General features: G+C 71.6%; 17 protein-coding genes and 1 pseudogene. 13 read left to right on the forward strand and 5 right to left on the reverse strand.

Features of this window, described 5'->3' with window-relative positions; translation table 11 throughout:
- The first annotated feature begins 35 nt into the window (after window positions 1–35).
- Both sucC and sucD read left to right on the forward strand, forming a co-directional pair.
- Window positions 36–1,217: an ADP-forming succinate--CoA ligase subunit beta gene (sucC, locus tag ACIP89_RS11020; RefSeq protein WP_401923631.1), complete on the forward strand. Its 1,182-nt coding sequence runs from the start codon at window positions 36–38 to the stop codon at window positions 1,215–1,217.
- Between the two features lie 21 nt (window positions 1,218–1,238).
- The gene (gene sucD / locus ACIP89_RS11025) at window positions 1,239–2,123 is read left to right on the forward strand and encodes a succinate--CoA ligase subunit alpha (RefSeq protein WP_371776579.1); all 885 of its coding nucleotides are present in this window, start codon (window positions 1,239–1,241) and stop codon (window positions 2,121–2,123) included.
- A 170-nt stretch (window positions 2,124–2,293) separates the two neighbouring features.
- Here sucD and ACIP89_RS11030 read toward each other — a convergent pair whose 3' ends face one another.
- Window positions 2,294–3,544 (reverse strand): helix-turn-helix domain-containing protein, encoded by a 1,251-nt coding sequence (locus ACIP89_RS11030; RefSeq protein WP_402114312.1) that lies wholly within the window; start codon window positions 3,542–3,544, stop codon window positions 2,294–2,296.
- Between the two features lie 125 nt (window positions 3,545–3,669).
- On the opposite strand from ACIP89_RS11030, the gene ACIP89_RS11035 reads away from it, so the two are divergent.
- Window positions 3,670–5,298 (forward strand): DUF6350 family protein, encoded by a 1,629-nt coding sequence (locus ACIP89_RS11035; protein WP_402114591.1) that lies wholly within the window; start codon window positions 3,670–3,672, stop codon window positions 5,296–5,298.
- A gap of 50 nt (window positions 5,299–5,348) precedes the next feature.
- Here the strand turns inward: ACIP89_RS11035 and ACIP89_RS11040 are convergent, their stop codons facing one another.
- Entirely contained in the window at window positions 5,349–6,311 is a 963-nt protein-coding gene (locus ACIP89_RS11040) for a hypothetical protein (RefSeq protein WP_402114315.1), read from the reverse strand.
- Window positions 6,312–6,651: 340 nt separating this feature from the next.
- On the opposite strand from ACIP89_RS11040, the gene purN reads away from it, so the two are divergent.
- Window positions 6,652–7,308 (forward strand): phosphoribosylglycinamide formyltransferase, encoded by a 657-nt coding sequence (gene purN, locus ACIP89_RS11045; protein ID WP_401923639.1) that lies wholly within the window; start codon window positions 6,652–6,654, stop codon window positions 7,306–7,308.
- Complete coding sequence (gene purH, locus ACIP89_RS11050) at window positions 7,295–8,848, forward strand: bifunctional phosphoribosylaminoimidazolecarboxamide formyltransferase/IMP cyclohydrolase (RefSeq protein WP_401923642.1); 1,554 nt, start codon at window positions 7,295–7,297, stop codon at window positions 8,846–8,848. The genes purN and purH overlap by 14 nt, the downstream gene beginning before the upstream one ends.
- 104 nt (window positions 8,849–8,952) lie before the next feature.
- Here purH and ACIP89_RS11055 read toward each other — a convergent pair whose 3' ends face one another.
- Window positions 8,953–9,549: a hypothetical protein gene (locus ACIP89_RS11055; protein ID WP_402114317.1), complete on the reverse strand. Its 597-nt coding sequence runs from the start codon at window positions 9,547–9,549 to the stop codon at window positions 8,953–8,955.
- A gap of 235 nt (window positions 9,550–9,784) precedes the next feature.
- On the opposite strand from ACIP89_RS11055, the gene ACIP89_RS11060 reads away from it, so the two are divergent.
- The 3 genes from ACIP89_RS11060 (at window position 9,785) to ACIP89_RS11070 (ending at window position 13,073) form a co-directional block, all read left to right on the forward strand.
- On the forward strand, window positions 9,785–10,651 hold the full coding sequence (locus ACIP89_RS11060) for a bifunctional methylenetetrahydrofolate dehydrogenase/methenyltetrahydrofolate cyclohydrolase (RefSeq protein WP_073732581.1): 867 nt from the start codon (window positions 9,785–9,787) through the stop codon (window positions 10,649–10,651).
- Between the two features lie 20 nt (window positions 10,652–10,671).
- A complete protein-coding gene (locus ACIP89_RS11065) occupies window positions 10,672–11,250 on the forward strand; it encodes a DUF3017 domain-containing protein (RefSeq protein WP_402114320.1) in 579 nt (192 codons plus the stop codon).
- Between the two features lie 833 nt (window positions 11,251–12,083).
- Window positions 12,084–13,073 carry a malate dehydrogenase gene (locus tag ACIP89_RS11070; RefSeq protein WP_024488992.1) on the forward strand — a complete coding sequence of 330 codons (990 nt, stop codon included), beginning with the start codon at window positions 12,084–12,086 and terminating at the stop codon, window positions 13,071–13,073.
- A 96-nt stretch (window positions 13,074–13,169) separates the two neighbouring features.
- Here ACIP89_RS11070 and ACIP89_RS11075 read toward each other — a convergent pair whose 3' ends face one another.
- Entirely contained in the window at window positions 13,170–13,898 is a 729-nt protein-coding gene (locus ACIP89_RS11075; RefSeq protein ID WP_402114322.1) for an isocitrate lyase/phosphoenolpyruvate mutase family protein, read from the reverse strand.
- Window positions 13,899–13,938: 40 nt separating this feature from the next.
- A complete protein-coding gene (locus tag ACIP89_RS11080; RefSeq protein ID WP_401928436.1) occupies window positions 13,939–14,448 on the reverse strand; it encodes a carboxymuconolactone decarboxylase family protein in 510 nt (169 codons plus the stop codon).
- Window positions 14,449–14,495: 47 nt separating this feature from the next.
- On the opposite strand from ACIP89_RS11080, the gene ACIP89_RS11085 reads away from it, so the two are divergent.
- From ACIP89_RS11085 to ACIP89_RS11105, 5 genes and pseudogenes are all read left to right on the forward strand, one after another.
- The gene (locus tag ACIP89_RS11085) at window positions 14,496–15,899 is read left to right on the forward strand and encodes a PLP-dependent aminotransferase family protein (protein ID WP_401923654.1); all 1,404 of its coding nucleotides are present in this window, start codon (window positions 14,496–14,498) and stop codon (window positions 15,897–15,899) included.
- A 104-nt stretch (window positions 15,900–16,003) separates the two neighbouring features.
- A pseudogene (locus ACIP89_RS11090) lies at window positions 16,004–16,489 on the forward strand (DUF5753 domain-containing protein); the annotation flags it as partial.
- Window positions 16,486–16,695, forward strand: a complete 210-nt coding sequence (locus ACIP89_RS11095; protein WP_402114324.1) for a DUF397 domain-containing protein — start codon at window positions 16,486–16,488, stop codon at window positions 16,693–16,695. The pseudogene ACIP89_RS11090 and the gene ACIP89_RS11095, both read left to right, overlap by 4 nt.
- 28 nt (window positions 16,696–16,723) lie before the next feature.
- A complete protein-coding gene (locus ACIP89_RS11100; RefSeq protein WP_402114327.1) occupies window positions 16,724–17,017 on the forward strand; it encodes a hypothetical protein in 294 nt (97 codons plus the stop codon).
- A gap of 71 nt (window positions 17,018–17,088) precedes the next feature.
- Window positions 17,089–17,586 (forward strand): hypothetical protein, encoded by a 498-nt coding sequence (locus ACIP89_RS11105; protein WP_402114330.1) that lies wholly within the window; start codon window positions 17,089–17,091, stop codon window positions 17,584–17,586.
- The last annotated feature ends 181 nt before the right edge of the window (window positions 17,587–17,767 follow it).

A 17,767-nucleotide genomic window follows, 5' to 3' on the forward strand; every position in this document is an offset into this window, starting at 1 on the left:
CAACCGCGAGACCATTTGATAAGGGACGGACGCGCGTGGACCTGTTCGAGTACCAGGCGAGGGACCTCTTCGCCAAGCACGGTGTACCGGTGCTGGCCGGTGAAGTCATCGACACGCCTGAGGCAGCCCGCGAGGCGACCGAGCGGCTGGGCGGCAAGTCTGTCGTCAAGGCGCAGGTGAAGGTCGGTGGCCGAGGCAAGGCCGGTGGCGTCAAGCTGGCCGCCAACCCCGACGAGGCGGTCGCCCGGGCGACCGACATCCTCGGCATGGACATCAAGGGCCACACGGTCCACAAGGTGATGATCGCCGAGCTGTCTCCGGAGATCGAGGCTGAGTACTACGTCTCGTACCTCCTCGACCGCACCAACCGCACCTTCCTGGCCATGGCCTCCGTGCAGGGCGGCATGGACATCGAGGAGGTCGCGGAGAAGACCCCCGAGGCCCTCGCGAAGGTCCCGGTGAACGCCGTTGACGGTGTCGACATCGCCAAGGCCCGCGAGATCGTGGCCCAGGCGAAGTTCCCGGCCGACGTGGCCGAGGGTGTCGCCGAGGCCATGGTGACCCTGTGGGACACCTTCGTCGCGGAGGACGCCCTCCTCGTCGAGGTCAACCCGCTGGTGAAGACCAAGGACGGCCGCATCCTGGCCCTGGACGGAAAGGTCTCTCTCGACGAGAACGCAGACTTCCGCCAGCCCGGCCACGAGGCGCTTGAGGACAAGGCCGCAGCCAACCCGCTCGAAGCTGCGGCCAAGGCCAAGAACCTCAACTACGTCAAGCTCGACGGCGAGGTCGGCATCATCGGTAACGGTGCCGGTCTGGTCATGTCGACCCTGGACGTCGTCGCGTACGCCGGTGAGAACCACGCCAACGTGAAGCCCGCCAACTTCCTCGACATCGGTGGCGGCGCCTCCGCAGAGGTCATGGCGAACGGCCTGGAGATCATCCTGGGCGACCCGGACGTCAAGTCCGTGTTCGTCAACGTCTTCGGTGGCATCACCGCCTGTGACGAGGTCGCCAACGGCATCGTCCAGGCGCTCGAACTGCTGAAGACCAAGGGCGAAGCGGTCACCAAGCCGCTCGTCGTGCGCCTCGACGGCAACAACGCGGAGCTGGGTCGCAAGATCCTCTCCGACGCCAACCACCCGCTGGTTCAGCGCGTGGACACCATGGACGGCGCGGCCGACAAGGCCGCCGAGCTCGCCGCGGCTGCGAAGTAAGGAAGAGGGACTCAGACCACCATGGCTATCTTCCTCACCAAGGACAGCAAGGTCATCGTCCAGGGGATGACCGGCGCGACGGGCATGAAGCACACCAAGCTCATGCTCGCCGACGGCACCAACATCGTCGGCGGCGTGAACCCGCGCAAGGCCGGCACCTCCGTCGACTTCGACGGCAACGAGGTCCCCGTCTTCGGTTCCGTCAAGGAAGCGATGGAGAAGACCGGCGCGAACGTGTCCGTCCTCTTCGTGCCGCCGGCCTTCTCGAAGGCCGCCGTCGTCGAGGCGATCGACGCCGAGATCCCCCTCGCCGTCGTGATCACCGAGGGCATCGCCGTGCACGACTCGGCCGCCTTCTGGGCGTACGCCAACTCCAAGGGCAACAAGACCCGGATCATCGGTCCGAACTGCCCGGGTCTCATCACCCCCGGCCAGTCCAACGCCGGCATCATCCCGGGCGACATCACCAAGCCCGGCCGCATCGGTCTCGTGTCGAAGTCGGGCACGCTGACCTACCAGATGATGTACGAGCTCCGTGACATCGGCTTCTCGTCCGCCGTCGGCATCGGTGGCGACCCGGTCATCGGTACGACGCACATCGACGCCCTCGCGGCGTTCGAGGCCGACCCCGAGACCGACCTGATCGTCATGATCGGCGAGATCGGCGGCGACGCCGAGGAGCGCGCGGCGGACTTCATCGCATCGAGCGTCACCAAGCCGGTCGTCGGTTACGTCGCGGGCTTCACCGCCCCCGAGGGCAAGACCATGGGCCACGCCGGCGCCATCGTCTCCGGCTCCTCCGGCACCGCGCAGGCGAAGAAGGAGGCCCTTGAGGCCGCCGGCGTCAAGGTCGGCAAGACGCCGACCGAGACCGCCAAGCTGGCGCGCGAGATCCTCGGCGCCTGACGCCTCACCGCGTCGGAGCAGCACCGTAGGATCGCGTCACCGGACGCACAGACGCGGGCCCGTACCCCCGGCCGGGGGTACGGGCCCGCGTCTTTCGTGTACGGCCCGCGTCTTCCGTCTCCAGCCCGTCTTTCGTGTACGGGCCCGCGTTTTCGGGTGCGGCCGCGGGCTCAGCCCACCCGGGGAACCAGCCGGGCCGGACCGTGCACCAGCTCGCCACCGAGCTTCTTCCGGAGCTTCTTGTCCTGCGGCGTGAGCTTCTGCGGCCCGCCGAGCGCCGGGACCCCGCCGACCTTCTGCGCGGGCGACTGGGGCGTCTCGTACTTCCTCGGGGCGGTGGCCAGGGTGATCAGTGTCAGGCCGATCAGCAGCACGGTGAACGCGATGGCCGCCCGCGTCCAGAGCTGCGCCTTGCGCTCGCTGCCCGTCCGGATCAGCTCCGGAACCGGCAGCGAGGTCGCGGGCTGGGCCAGGGCGAGCGCGCCCAGGTGTTCGTGCAGCAGTGCCGCCTGCTCGGCCGGTGCCGTCGCCGTCGCGAGCGCGGGCAGCTTCTCCGCGACGGCCGCCCGTGCGGTCATCAGCCGTCCCGCCGCCGCCGGGGTGCTCGCCTCCGTCTCCGCCGCGGTCTCGGGCAGCCCGAGCCCGACACCGTCGTGGAGCAGCAGCGTGCGACGGTACGCGGGCGGCAGGGCCAGCAGCGCGTCGAGCAGCGCGCGGGGGCCGGGTGCCTCGGGCGGCGGATCGGCCCGGCGGTGTTCGGGGCGCATCCGGCGCCACGGCGACATCGCGTGCTCGTAGGCGGCCGCCCGCACCCAGCCCACCGGGTCGCGGTCCACGGCGACCTCCGGCCAGCGCTGCCAGGCGAGGTCGAAGGCCTTGCCGACGGCCTCGCGGGACAGGCCGCGACGGCCGGTCAGCAGATAGGTCTGGCGGAACAGCGCGGCGGCCGTGTGCCGGTACAGCGCGTCGAACGCCTCGGCGGGCGACGCGGCAGCGGACGCGGTGGGCGACGCGATGGGGGACGAGGTGGACGCCTCGGCGGGGGATTCAGCGGCCGCCTCGCCGGAAGGCCCGGCGGACGCCTCCGCGAGGGATTCGGCGCACGGCTCCACCAGGGATTCGACGGACGGCTCGACGGGGGACTCGGCGGGCATCCCGATGGGCGGTTCGACGGGGGGCGGAGGAGGCGCCGAGGGGGTGGGCGTGGCCTCCGCCGTTCCGATGAGCCTGGCGTACGCCTCGCGCTTGCGCCCGCGCGGGCTGGTGCGGCCCGTCTCCCAGGACCGGACCGTGGCCCGGGTGACCCCCACGGCCGCCGCGACCTGCTCCTCGCTCAGCGACTTCGCCTCGCGCAGCCTGCGGCGCTCCTTGGGCGAGGGGAGCGGCTGGGCGGCCGCCGTGCCGGTCGTGCTCTGTGTCATGAGGGCTCCCCGCCCGGTCTGCACTGGATCAAAAAGTACATAAACATATATTGAGCGACACAGCGGTCATTCGCCCGTTACATGGATTAAGCGCGTGTCGTTGGGAGCATTGCGGCGTGACCCAAGTGACCGAACGCAGCCCCTCGTTGTCGGCAGAGCAGGGAGGGCCCGCCGTACTGGCCTCCGCGCTGCTGCGCGGGGTGCTCGCCGCAGGGCTCGGGCTGGGCTCCATCGCGGTGCTCGTCATGGTGGTGTGGATCAGTTCCCCGGCCTCCGGCAGCGGTCCCGGCGAGGCCGTGCACACGGCCGCGGGCCTCTGGCTGCTCGCCCATGGCGCCGAACTGATCAGAACCGACACCCTGACCGGGACTCCGGCCCCCGTCGGCGTCGTCCCGTTGCTGCTCGCCGCCATGCCGGTCTGGCTGGTGCACCGCGCGGTCAGGGACGCGCTGGATCCCGACGAAGGGTGCGAAGCCCCCTCGCCCGCGGCCGCGTTCGCCCTGGTGACGGGCGGATATGTGCTGGTCGGAGTGCCCGTCGCGCTCTACGCTCGCGGGGCCTCGCTGTCCGCGGAGCCGCTGTCCCTGCTGTTCCCGTCGCTGCTCGTGGTGGCGGTCGCGGCGGCGGCCGGGGTGTGGACGGCCGCCGGGCGCCCGCTCGGGCCGCCGCCGTCATGGGCGCCGGTACGGCTGCACGAGGCGATGGCGCGCTCCCGGTTCCTGCGGCGGGCGGAGACGGTGGGCCGGGCCTCGGCGGCCGGGGTGATGGTCCTGCTGGGCGGGGGCGCGCTGGTGGTCGCGGTGGCGCTGGTGTGGCACGCGGACCCGGTCCAGGACTCGTTCCTGCGGCTCTCGGGCGACTGGACCGGCCGGTTCGCGGTGCTGTTCCTGGCGCTGCTGCTGGTGCCGAACGCGGCGGCTTGGGGTGCGGCGTACGGGCTCGGGCCGGGGTTCGCGCTCGGTACGGCCTCCACGGTCAGCCCGATGGCGTTCACCGGCCGGCCGGCGGTGCCGGACTTCCCGCTGCTGGCCGCGCTGCCGGCCGAGGGTGTGGGGACGCCGCCGAACTGGGCGACGGCTGCGGTCCCGGTCGCCGCGGCGCTGGCGGTCGCCTGGTTCACCGTGCGAAGGGCGGCGCCCGCGCACGGTGAGCGCGAGGAGGCGTGGAGCCCGTGGGAGACCGCGTTCACCGCCGCGCTGGGCGCGCTGGGGTGCGGGGCGGGTGCCGCGCTCCTCGCGGCGGCGGCCGGCGGGCCGCTCGGGACCCGGGCGCTGGCGGAGTTCGGCCCCGTGTGGTGGCTCACCGGGGCGGCGGCCCTGGTGTGGACGGCCGTGCTCGGCGTTCCGTCGGCGCTGCTGCTGCGGGCCTGGCGGCTGCGTGGACGTACCGCCCCCGAGCAGCCGACGAAGAGCGTCAAGCCCGTACCGGCACCCGCACCGGCCCCCGCGCCCGCTCCCGTACCGGAAGGCACCGGGCGGAACAAGGACGCCAAGGAAGCCAAGGACCTCAAGGACGCCAAGAGCACGACGAGCACGACGAGCACTACGAGCAGTGCGGACGGGGAGGGCGACGAGGGCGACGAGCTGTACGATTTCCTGCCGACCGATCCCTGGCACGCGAGGGCGGACGACGAGCGGGTGGAAGGCGAGCGGGCGGACGGCGAACGGGTGGAAGACGAACGGGCGGACCAGCCGGCCGAGGCCGAACCGGTCCGCCCGCCGGACGCCGAGTCCGAAGCCGACCGAACTGTCTGAGCTACTGAGCCGACCGAACTGACTGAGCTGGCCGAAGCCGACTCCGGGCGCTACTTCTTGACGCCGAAGAGGGGCTCCAGCGGCTTGGGCAGCAGATCGTTGCAGGCCACCTGGCCCGACTTGGTGAGGGCGTCGTTCACGCAGGTGTAGTAGTCGCGGTAGACCAACTGCACCGTGAACGACGTCGCGACGATCGACAGAGCGATCAGCGCCGTCACCAGACCGCTGACCGCGGCCGTCGTCTGCTGCCTGCTGCCGCGCTGCACGACATTGGCGCCGGGTGCGCCCGGCGCGGTCGGCGCTGCTGCCGAACCCGGCGCGGGGGCCGGCCCCGCAGCGGTACCGGGCCCCTGGAGAGCGGCGTCCGCACCCGGAGCCGCGGCCTGCCCGGCGGCCTTCTCGCCGGGCGCTGACGGGCTCTTCGGCTTGGCCCGGAGCGCGCTGATCGACCAGTAGGTCGCGAGCGCCCCCAGCAGCAGGGCGATCTCCGGCAGATCGAAGATCGCGAAGAAGAAGGCCCACATACCGGCGAGCAGTGAGTAGCGCGCCCGGCGCTGGACGGGATCGGTGGGGTCCCAGCGCATCCCGCCCGGCCTGCCCTCCGGACCGCCCTTGCCGCCACCCTGCCCGTTCGGGCCGGTGGGTCCGGCAGGCTGCCCGCCGAAGCCACCGCTCTGGCGTCCGGGCTGGTCGCTGCTCCACTGGCTGCCCCAGACGGGCCGGTTGTCCGTGGAGCCGCCCTCGGGCGCGTTCCCGTCGCCGTCGCCGTTGTTCCCGCCGTTGACCGGGTGGCGCGGCTGCCACGGCTGGTCCGGGCGGTCCTCCGGCGGCGGCGCGAAGGGGTTGTCGTCCTGCGGGCCGGACCCGGAGGACCCCGACGGCGAGGAGGACGAGGAAGACGAAGGGGAGGAGGAAGAGGAGCCCGGCGTGGGGGACTGGCGCTCCCGCATCAGCAGCGAGCTCGGCTCGGTCAGCGGGTGGCGGAAGGCGGTGCGGCGGCGTCGGTCCGGCATATGGTGAACGTCTTCCCCATCTCGTCATTGCCGCCCTGCGGACGGTTCGCTGTCCCTGACGCTACCTCCCGGTGAGGAGGGGCCGAAAGCTGGGCGTGTACGCGCGGTGGCCGACAGCTGCCGCCCGCGGCACCCGCTCCCGGTACCGACCGGAGCGCCACCGGTCCCTCACCCCGTCACACAAGGGCCTCGCGAGGTGCCGGTATCGTTGCTGACGGTCGGCCCGTTCGTAGAGTTCCCCGTATCGGCGGGCGTGATTCTTTCGTACGACCGTACAAACAGCATGGCCGCCGTGGCGCGGCCGCTTCGAACTGCTCCACACGCGAGAAAGGGCCCAGCCGTGGCCTCCCCGCTCTCCTCCGCCGCCCCGGCCCGACTGGTCGTCCTGGTCTCCGGATCGGGTACGAACCTCCAAGCCCTGCTCGACGCGATCGGCGACGACCCCGAGGGGTACGGCGCGCAGGTCGTGGCGGTCGGCGCGGACCGCGACGGAATCGCCGGTCTGGAGCGGGCCGAACGAGCCGGAATCCCCACGTTCGTGTGCCGGGTCAAGGACCACCCGACGCGTCCGGAGTGGGATGCCGCGCTCGCCTCGGCCACCGCCGCGCACCGCCCGGACCTCGTCGTGTCCGCGGGGTTCATGAAGATCGTCGGCAAGGAGTTCCTCGCCGGCTTCGGCGGCCGGATCATCAACACCCACCCCGCCCTGCTCCCCAGCTTTCCCGGTGCCCACGGGGTGCGTGACGCGCTCGCGTACGGCGTGAAGGTCACCGGGTGCACCGTCCACTTCGTCGACGACGGCGTCGACACCGGTCCGATCATCGCGCAGGGCGTGGTCGAGGTGACCGAAGAGGACACCCCGGAGGGTGAAGCGGCCCTCCACGAACGCATCAAGGAAGTCGAGCGCAAGCTGCTCGTCGAGGCCGTGGGGCGGCTCGCCCGTGACGGCTATCGCATTGAGGGACGAAAGGTTCATCTCGATCATGTCGGTGAATAAGCCCATCCGCCGCGCCCTGGTCAGCGTCTACGACAAGACCGGGCTCGAAGACCTCGCCCGCGGCCTGCACGGGGCCGGTGTCGAGCTGGTCTCCACCGGCTCCACCGCCGGGAAGATCGCGGCCGCCGGAGTGCCGGTCACCAAGGTCGAGGAGCTCACCGGCTTCCCCGAGTGCCTCGACGGCCGCGTCAAGACGCTGCACCCCCGCGTCCACGCCGGAATCCTGGCCGACCTCCGGCTGGACGCCCACCGCGAGCAGCTCGCGGAGCTGGGCGTGGAGCCGTTCGACCTGGTGGTCGTCAACCTCTACCCGTTCAAGGCGACCGTCGCCTCCGGCGCCTCGGCCGACGAGTGCGTGGAGCAGATCGACATCGGCGGTCCGTCGATGGTCCGTGCCGCCGCCAAGAACCACCCGTCGGTGGCCGTCGTCACCAGCCCCGAGCGCTACGCCGACGTACTGGCCGCGGTCGAGGCCGGCGGCTTCGACCTGGCCGCCCGCAAGCGGCTCGCCGCGGAGGCCTTCCAGCACACCGCCGCGTACGACGTGGCCGTCGCCTCCTGGTTCGCGGAGGACTACGCCGCCGCCGACGACTCGGGCTTCCCCGACTTCTTCGGTACGACGTACGAGCGCCAGGACGTCCTGCGCTACGGCGAGAACCCGCACCAGCCCGCCGCGCTCTACACCTCCGGCACCGGTGGCCTGGCCGGTGCCGAGCAGCTGCACGGCAAGGCGATGTCGTACAACAACTACACGGACACCGACGCCGCGCGCCGGGCCGCGTACGACCACACCGAGCCCTGCGTCGCGATCATCAAGCACGCCAACCCGTGCGGCATCGCCATCGCGGCCGACGTGGCGGAGGCGCACCGCAACGCGCACGCCTGCGACCCGCTCTCCGCGTACGGCGGTGTCATCGCCGTCAACCGTCCGGTGACCGTCGCCATGGCCGAGCAGGTCGCGGAGATCTTCACCGAGGTCATCGTGGCCCCGGCGTACGAGGACGGCGCTGTCGAGGTGCTGTCCCGCAAGAAGAACATCCGGGTGCTGCGCTGCCCCGAGGCCCCGTCCGCCGAGGTCGAGGTCAAGCCTATCGACGGCGGTGCGCTGCTCCAGGTCACCGACCGGCTCCAGGCCGACGGCGACGACCCGGCCAACTGGACGCTCGCCGCGGGCGAGGCGCTCACCGCCGACGAGCTGCGGGAGCTGTCCTTCGCCTGGAAGGCGTGCCGCGCGGTCAAGTCGAACGCGATCCTGCTCGCCAAGGACGGCGCCTCGGTCGGCGTCGGCATGGGGCAGGTCAACCGTGTCGACTCCGCGAAGCTCGCCGTCGAGCGCGCGGGCGAGGAGCGGGCCCGGGGTTCGTACGCCGCCTCCGACGCCTTCTTCCCCTTCCCCGACGGGCTGGAGATCCTGACCGGGGCCGGCGTCAAGGCCGTGGCCCAGCCCGGCGGTTCGGTCCGTGACGAGCTGGCGGTCGAGGCCGCGAAGAAGGCCGGCGTGACGATGTACTTCACCGGTACCCGGCACTTCTTCCACTGAGCCGTTGAACAGGCCGAAGGCCGTGCACCCCGGAACGAGGGACGCACGGCCTTCGGCCTGTTCGTGCTTCGGTTCAGTGCCGACTGCTCACTGCTCGGCAGCGCTCAGTACTGGGGCTGCTGCCCGCGGTTGAACCAGGCGCCGCCGTCGGACTTGGCGACGAAGACGATGATCAGCACGGCGAGGACCGTGTGGATCAGACCGATGACGATGAAGGGGTAGATACCCAGCAGCGCCGTAATGGACGCGAACACGATCGCGAAGACACGGATTCCGGAGCCGCCCTTGCCGAACTTCACGGCCAGGAACACGGCGAGCGCGCCCCAGACCAGGGCGAGCAACGCGACGACCCACAGGGCGGTCGAGGAGTAGTCGGCGAGCTGCTGGAACTGGACGTCGTCCTTCAGCGTTTCGTCGTTCTTCGCCGCACTCACGGCACCGGCGCTGAGCGCGATGAGGATCACGCCTATCAGCTGGAGGCCCGCTATCACGTAGAGCATGACACGGGCGGCCTTCACGCCACCCGGCATCTCCAGCACGCCGCCGTAACCGCCGCCGAACTGCGGGTTGACGGGCGGGGCGCTCGGGTATCCGTACCCCTGCTGCGGCACGCCCTGCGGAGCCTGCTGCGGGTAGCCGTAACCGGGCTGCCCGCTCTGCTGCGGCTGGCCGTAGGGGTTGTTCGGGTCGCCGTTGTTCATGGCGAGATTCCTCCGTTGTGGATATGTGGGGACGATGCGGTCCGGGCGGAGGAATACTGCGCATAAAGAACGGTCTGTCCCCCCGACACAGTCCGCGTTCTGCGCGGCTCATCGTCGTGGTGACATCGTCTTTTTGTCCAGTCGGTTGCCCTATGTGTTGTGCAAGTGCAATCAGTCGGTCATCGCCGGTGCTCAGAATTGGTACGAGGGCGGGGTCATCCGCGAGTATGTGCACATGACTGCCCAGATTCTCGATGGCAAGGCCACCGCAGCCGCGATCAAGTCCGATCTCACCGTCCGCGTGGCGGCCCTCAAGGCGCGGGGCATCACCCCCGGCCTGGGAACCCTCCTGGTGGGGGACGACCCGGGCAGCAAGTGGTACGTGGCAGGCAAGCACCGTGACTGCGCGCAGGTCGGCATCGGCTCGATCCAGCGCGAACTCCCCGACACCGCCACCCAGGAGGAGATCGAGGACGTCGTACGCGAGCTGAACGCCGATCCCGAGTGCACGGGCTACATCGTGCAGCTGCCGCTCCCCAAGGGAATCGACACGAACCGCGTCCTGGAACTGATGGATCCGGCCAAGGACGCCGACGGTCTGCACCCGATGAACCTCGGCCGGCTCGTGCTCAACGAGAAGGGCCCGCTGCCCTGCACCCCGCAGGGTGTCGTGCAGCTGCTCCGCCACCACGACGTGGAGATCAACGGGGCGCACGTCGTGGTCGTCGGACGCGGCGTCACCATCGGCCGGTCGATCCCGCTGCTGCTCACCCGCAAGTCGGAGAACGCCACGGTGACCCAGTGCCACACCGGTACGCGTGACCTCTCCGCCCAGCTGCGGCAGGCCGACATCATCGTCGCGGCCGCCGGGGTGCCCCACATCATCAAGCCCGAGGACGTGAAGCCGGGTGCGGCCGTGCTCGACGTCGGCGTCAGCCGGGACGAGAACGGCAAGATCGTCGGTGACGTCCACCCGGGCGTGGCCGAGGTCGCCGCGTGGATCTCGCCCAACCCGGGCGGCGTCGGCCCGATGACCCGCGCCCAGCTGCTCGTCAACGTGGTCGAGGCGGCCGAGCGCGACTCCGCCCCGGCCGCGGGCTGATCCGAACCGGAAGGAACCCCATGGGTGCTGGTACGAGTCCGGCCGACCGCGCCGCCGCTGCGGACGGGCCGGCCGCCGAGAGCGCCGACGCGGAAGTAGAAGCGGAAGCCGGAGAGGCGCCGGGTGGCGAGGCGGACGACACCGCGGACGGCCGCACCGGCAGCCACCTGGCACCCGCTCCCGCCGAGGCGTCCACGGCGGGCCGCTCGCGCGAGCCGGCGGCGCTCACCACGGACACCGCGCGCCCCGAGGGCGGCGGCCGGGCCGCGGGCCGGGACGCCCCGGCCCCCGCCCGGCAGTGGCCGTTGCTCGCGGTGCTCTGCACGGCCGCGATCGGGCTGCTGGTGGTGGCCACCGACCCCTTCGTGGAGGCTTTCCGGATCGGCACGATACTGATCGGCGTGGCCCTCATCGGGGGCGCGGTGATCCGGCTCGTGATCCCCTCGGTGGGCATGCTCGCGGTGCGCTCCCGCTTCACGGACCTGGTGACGTACGGACTGCTGGGCGTCCTCATCGTGATGCTCTCGCTGATGGCCCAGCCCAAGCCGTGGCTGGACATCCCGTTCCTGGAGAACGCGGTCCACTTCACGATCCGCTGAACCGTTCCGCTCACCGGCGTCCGTCCCCTCCCCCGAGAAGGGACGGACGCCGGAGGCGGGGCGTGCCGGAGCGAAAAGCTCCGGAATGCGGCGAGTTGAGCGGCCTTGCCCCGTCCTGGTGCCAGCCTTGTGGCTGGAGGAGGTCTGTTCAAGGGATGACTGTGGCCTGTGGCACGGAAGTGACCATTCCGCCACGGTGTGATCGTCAGGCAACGGTGGCAGCCTGATCCGGCGGACAACCGGTGTACGACAGCGGCGGATGGCCGTGGGCCGACGGGGCGGCCAAGCACGTCCGCACGGTCGCCGGCGCCACCGTCGGCGCGGGCGGTCGTCGAGGTGCGCCGCAGTGAGCCCTGCGGGCGGCATGGGCCCGGATCACCGACGCGGCGGCCGGCGGCATCGTGCGGATCGGCGCGGGCGGCGACGGCCAGGACGGCAAGGCGTCCGCCGCGCTGGACACGGCCACCCGATGATCGCCGTGAAGCGCGTCGCGGACGTCCAGGCGTGCGCCACCCCCGCCACCGGCCCGAGGGGCGCACGGCCTCGCCACGGCCCCGAGGGGCACACGGCAGAAGCGACCGGCCCCGAGGGGCGCACGGCAGAAGCGGCCGGCTGAGCCGGTGAGCGGGTGAACCGGGGGCGTCGCGGGGCGCCACGGGAGGCCGCCGTGAGCGCGGAGTGACCGGTTGTGTGCGGTGCCACAGGGGGCCGGGCGGCCACGGGGTCCCGGGTCGGATAGCCTGATCGCTGGATATCTCTTCACATCAAGATTCAGGGATGTCCAGCACCAGGGGCCAGGAGCCCCCACCGCCAGCTGTCTAACGGAGATCGCCATGACCCGCACTCCCGTGAATGTCACCGTGACCGGCGCAGCCGGCCAGATCGGCTACGCGCTGCTCTTCCGCATCGCCTCCGGCCACCTGCTCGGCCCGGACGTGCCGGTCAACCTGCGTCTCCTGGAGATCCCGCAGGGGCTGAAGGCTGCCGAGGGCACCGCGATGGAGCTCGACGACTGCGCCTTCCCGCTGCTGCGCAACATCGAGATCACCGACGACGCCAACGTCGGCTTCGCCGGTGCCAACGTCGCGCTGCTCGTCGGCGCCCGCCCGCGCACCAAGGGCATGGAGCGCGGTGACCTGCTCTCCGCCAACGGCGGCATCTTCAAGCCGCAGGGCAAGGCGATCAACGACAACGCCGCGGACGACATCAAGGTCCTCGTCGTCGGCAACCCGGCCAACACCAACGCGCTCATCGCGCAGGCCGCCGCCCCGGACGTACCGGCCGAGCGCTTCACCGCGATGACCCGCCTCGACCACAACCGCGCGATCTCGCAGCTGGCCGCCAAGACCGGTGCCGCCGTCTCCGACATCAAGAAGCTGACGATCTGGGGCAACCACTCGGCCACCCAGTACCCGGACATCTTCCACGCGGAGATCGCCGGCAAGAACGCCGCCGAGCTCGTCAACGACGAGGCCTGGCTGGGCGACACCTTCATCCCGACCGTCGCCAAGCGCGGCGCCGCGATCATCGAGGCCCGTGGCGCGTCCTCCGCCGCCTCCGCCGCGAACGCCGCCATCGACCACGTGCACACCTGGGTCAACGGCACCGCCGCCGGTGACTGGACCTCGATGGGTATCCCGTCGGACGGCTCCTACGGCGTCCCCGAGGGCATCATCTCGTCCTTCCCGGTCACCACCGAGAACGGCACGTACAAGATCGTCCAGGGTCTGGACATCAACGAGTTCTCCCGTGCGCGCATCGACGCGTCGGTGAAGGAGCTCACCGAGGAGCGCGACGCGGTCCGCGAGCTCGGCCTCATCTGATCCACCGCCCGTTCGCGGGTACGCAGACGCCCCCGGCAGCCGCTCGCTGCCGGGGGCGCGGTGTTTCCGTACGCCCGTTCCGTACGCACCGGGGGTTCAGGAGTCGCGCAGCTCGTCCGCGATCCCGCGTACGGCGGCCATGGCCCCGCCCTGAAGCCCCGGGCCGAAGGTGATCCGGGTGGCGCCCAGCTCCCCGAGCCGGCGCGGGCCCGGACCGTCCGGCCGGGAGAGCGCGTTGAGCGGCGCGGTCACGGCGGCGGCCAGCCGGGGGAGCGACTCGGCCGGGGCACCGATCGGGTAGACGCAGTCCGCGCCCGCCGCCACGTACAGCAGCGCGCGGCGCACGGTCTCCGCCTCCTGGTCCGTACCGGCCGGGACACCGCGCACATACGTGTCGACCCGCGCGTTGACGAAGAGCGCGTCCCCGGCGACCGCCCGCACCTCCGCCAGCCGGTCCGCCTGCCGGTCCGGCTCCATCAGGACACCGTCCACCGAATCCTCCAGGTTGCAGCCGACCGCCCCGGTGGCCAGCAGCCGTTCCACCAGCTCCTTCGGCGCCAGCCCGTACCCCGCCTCGATGTCCGCCGACACGGGGACGGCGACGGCGCGGGCGATCCGGGCCACCGCCGCGAACATCTCCTCCGCGGGCGTCTCCCCGTCCTCGTACCCGAGCGACGCCGCGACGCCCGCGCTCGGGGTGGCGAGGGCCGGGAATCCGGCGTCCGCGAAGACCCGGGCGCTCGCGGCGTCCCACGGTCCCGGCAGGACCAGGGGATCGCCGGGGGCGCGGCCGTGGTGCAGGGCGAGCAGTTCGGACGCGGTCATCTCGGGGCTCCAGACGGGGGCGGGGCGGGGAGTGGGCAGGTCAGCGGTGGTCGCCCGGGGTGTAGTGGCCGGGAACCAGGCGGGCGGTCACGGAGAACCGGTTCCAGGCGTTGATCGTGATGATCGCGGCGATGAGCTGGGCGAGCTCGGCCTGGTCGAAGTGGTTGGCGGCCTTCTCGTAGACCTCGTCCGGCACGAAACCGTCGGTCAGGACGGTGATCGCCTCGGCGAGCTCGATCGCCGCGATCTCCTTCGGCGTGTAGAAGTGCTGCGACTCCTCCCAGGCGCTGAGCTGCACGATGCGCTCCACGGACTCACCCGCCGCCAGGGCGTCCTTGGTGTGCATGTCGATGCAGAACGCGCAGTGGTTGATCTGCGAGGCCCGGATCTTCACCAGCTCGGCCACGACCGGGTCGAGCCCCTTGCGGGACGCGGCCTCCAGTCGGGCCATCGCCTTGTAGACGTCGGGAGCGTGCTCGGCCCACTGCATACGGGGCGTGTGCTCGGTGGTGTACTCGGACGTTGCGTGGTGCTGCTCGTTCGTGGTCATGAATACGACGCTACGCGCGGGGTGGCGCACCGGTATGGTCCATTTTCATGACGGATCCCTGGGCCACTTTCGGCGCCGACCTGCACATCGACCCGACCGGCGCAACCGGGCTGCGGGCCGGGCTCATGGACGCCCTGCGTGAGGCGGCCCGGACGGGACGGCTGGCACCGGGCACCCGGCTGCCGTCCTCCCGCACCCTCGCGGCCGACCTCGGCATCGCCCGCAACACCGTCGCGGACGCCTACGCGGAACTCGTCGCGGAGGGCTGGCTCACCGCCCGCCAGGGCTCCGGCACCCGGGTCGCGCGGCGCGCGGAGCCACGCCACGGGACGGCCAGGGCGCCGCGCTCCCGGCCGCCCCGCACCAGCCCCGCCTACAGCCTGATGCCAGGCTCGCCCGACCTGTCGACGTTCCCGCGCGCCGAGTGGCTCAAGGCCGCCCGCCGCGCCATCACCTCTGCCCCCAACGACGCCCTCGGCTACGGCGATCCACGCGGCCGCGTCGAACTGCGCACCGTGCTGGCCGACTACCTGTCACGGGCCCGGGGGGTGTACGCGGACCCCGATCGCATCGTCATCTGCTCCGGCTTCGTCCACGGACTGATGATGACGGGGAAGGTGCTGCGGGAGCGCCGTGTGCGGGAGGTGGCCGTCGAATCGTACGGACTCGACGTGCACACCCGCCTGCTCACCGAGGCCGGGCTGCGCATCCCCTGCCTGCCGCTCGACGGACTCGGCTCCAGAACCGGCGAACTGCCCGCGATGCGGGGCGCGGGCGCGGTGCTGCTGACACCCGCGCACCAGTTCCCGACCGGGGTGCCGCTCCACCCCGACCGGCGCGCCGCCGCCGTCGACTGGGCCCGCAGCACGGGCGGCCTGATCCTGGAGGACGACTACGACGGAGAGTTCCGCTACGACCGCCAGCCGGTCGGCGCCCTCCAGGGTCTGGACCCGGAACACGTCGTGTACTTCGGCACGGCCAGCAAGTCCATGGCACCGGGGCTGCGGCTGGGCTGGATGGTGGTCCCGCAGGCACTGGTGGGCGAGATGGCCGAGGCCAAGGGGCTGAGCGACTGGTGGTCCAGCGCGCTGGACCAGCTGACGCTCGCGGAGTTCATCGGCTCGGGCGCGTACGACCGGCATGTGCGCTCCATGCGGCTGCGCTACCGCCGACGCCGCGACCAGCTCGTCGCCGCCCTCGCGGAACGGGCCCCGTCCATCAGGATCAGCGGAATCGCCGCCGGACTGCACGCCGTACTGGAACTCCCGGAGGGCAGCGAGGCGGACGTCGTCCGCTCCGCGGCCTGGCAGGGCCTGGCGGTGGAGGGGCTGTCCTCCTTCCGCCACCCGGACGCCGAGGTGAGCCGCGAGGCGCTGGTCATCGGCTACGGAACCCCGACCGACAGCGCCTGGGCGGGCACGCTGGACGCGCTCGTACGGGTGCTGCCGTGAGGCGGAGCGCGCGGGCGCGCCGACCGGAGCCGTCGCGGCGACCGCCCTCGACCGGACGCGCCGCACAGTGAACGTCACCAGCAGCCCGGCGCCCTGGCCTCCTCCAGACCCCCGAGTACGCGCAGGCGATCAACAACGGCGCGGTGCGTCGGGGCGCCATTACCGAGGTGCAGGCGGAGGAGCGCTTGGCTCTGTTGGTGCGTCGCCAGGCAGCCAGCGAGCGCACGCCGCCGCCGTTGCTGTACTTCGTCCTTGATGAAAGCTGCCTGCGACGCCCCGTGGGCGGATCAGAGGTGATGCGCGAACAGCTGTCACACCTGGCGGAGTTGGCATTGCGCCCGAACGTTGTTCTACAGATCGCGCCGTACAGGATGGCGGAAATGCGAGCGTATGACCTGCCTGTCAATCTGGTGACGTTGGTGGACGGAACGCGTGTTGCGTATGCCGAGTCAGCGCAGCAAGGGCGCATGGAGCGGGAACCACGACTCGTGGAACCGTTGTTCACGGCCTACCACCAGCTGCAGGTTGAGTCACTGTCGCAGGCAGAGTCTGTAGCCATGATCAATCAAGTACGAAAGGACAGCACGTGACGACGGCATCTCTCACCTGGTTCAAGTCCTCCTACAGCTCCATCGGCGGCAACTGCGTCGAGGTCGCTTTGAATCTCGTCGCCGTGCACGGGGTCGTCCCGGTCCGCGACTCGAAGAACGTGAGCGGCCCCGTGCTCAACGTGCCCACGGGCTCGTTCGCCGCGTTCGTGGCGGGTGTGAAGGCCGGCGAGTTCGGCAGCGTCTGACCGGCGGAAGCCGCGCCACCCCGCAGCGGTGCCCGCACCCACGGCGGGCACCGTGCCCGGAGGCGGTGATGTCGGTCCCCGGAGCTATCCTCGCTCCCTGGCAGTACCGCTCAAGAGGCTCGACGAGAGCGGGGAACTCGTCGCCCGCAACGGGCGCGACTCGGTCACCATCCGGTACACGCTCTCGTGGCCGGACGACAGCGCGGCAGAGCGCGTCACCGAGACCGTCTCCGTCCGCCGTCAGGCCGGGGTGCGGGCGGGCCGAGAGGTGAACATCCGGTACCTGGACGACGAGAACCTGCGGTTCGTCTTCGACCGATAGGCACGCGACGACCTCGGAAGAGGCCGGACCTTGCCACCCAAGGACTACGACGCGGAGGCGGGGCCAGGCCGATGAAGAAGATGACGGATACGGGCAGGGTCGCGGGGCTCGGTGACGACTGGTGCGACATGACCGGGGACTGCGACCCCGACCACACGGCGCTGTCGCGCGAGCTCAGGACCGAGGTGCACCCCGCGCATCCGTTCTTCGGGGCAGCGCTGGAAGTGATCGCGCATCGGTATTCGAACGATGACGTCCTCTGCCGCCACCTCGATACACCCGCTCGCTACTCGATCATCCATCTCACGTGGTCGAAACGTGAGGAGATCGGGAGCTGCCCCACGATCGACGCGGACGGGGAGTGGTCGCACATCGTCGCGTACGAGGACGGTATCGACGCAGCCCTCAGTGCCGCGGAAGCGCTCGAACAGGACGGGCGGCGCACCCCGATGGGGCCGGCGGGCACCCCGTCACGCCCACTCGTCGTGGAGGCGGTGCGCGCGGCGCCCGAAGATCCCGCCATCGCCGAAGACCCCGGCAGGCCTCCGGGGTCCTGCCGGCGAGGGTGATGCCCGCACGGGCGGCGAGCCGAGGGGGCGGGCGGTCGGCAGCGGCACCCTGCGGTGCGAAGCGCCGGGCAACGCGGAGCGTCGGGGGGGGGGGGGCCCCCGGGGTGACGGGTGGGCGCCGCGGCGGCCCGCCCGGGGGGGGGGGGGGCGCCCCGGGGGCCGGGGGGTTGGCGGGGGGTGG

Origin of the sequence: Streptomyces sp. NPDC088730, assembly GCF_044751215.1 — a bacterium.
Classification (GTDB): domain Bacteria; phylum Actinomycetota; class Actinomycetes; order Streptomycetales; family Streptomycetaceae; genus Streptomyces.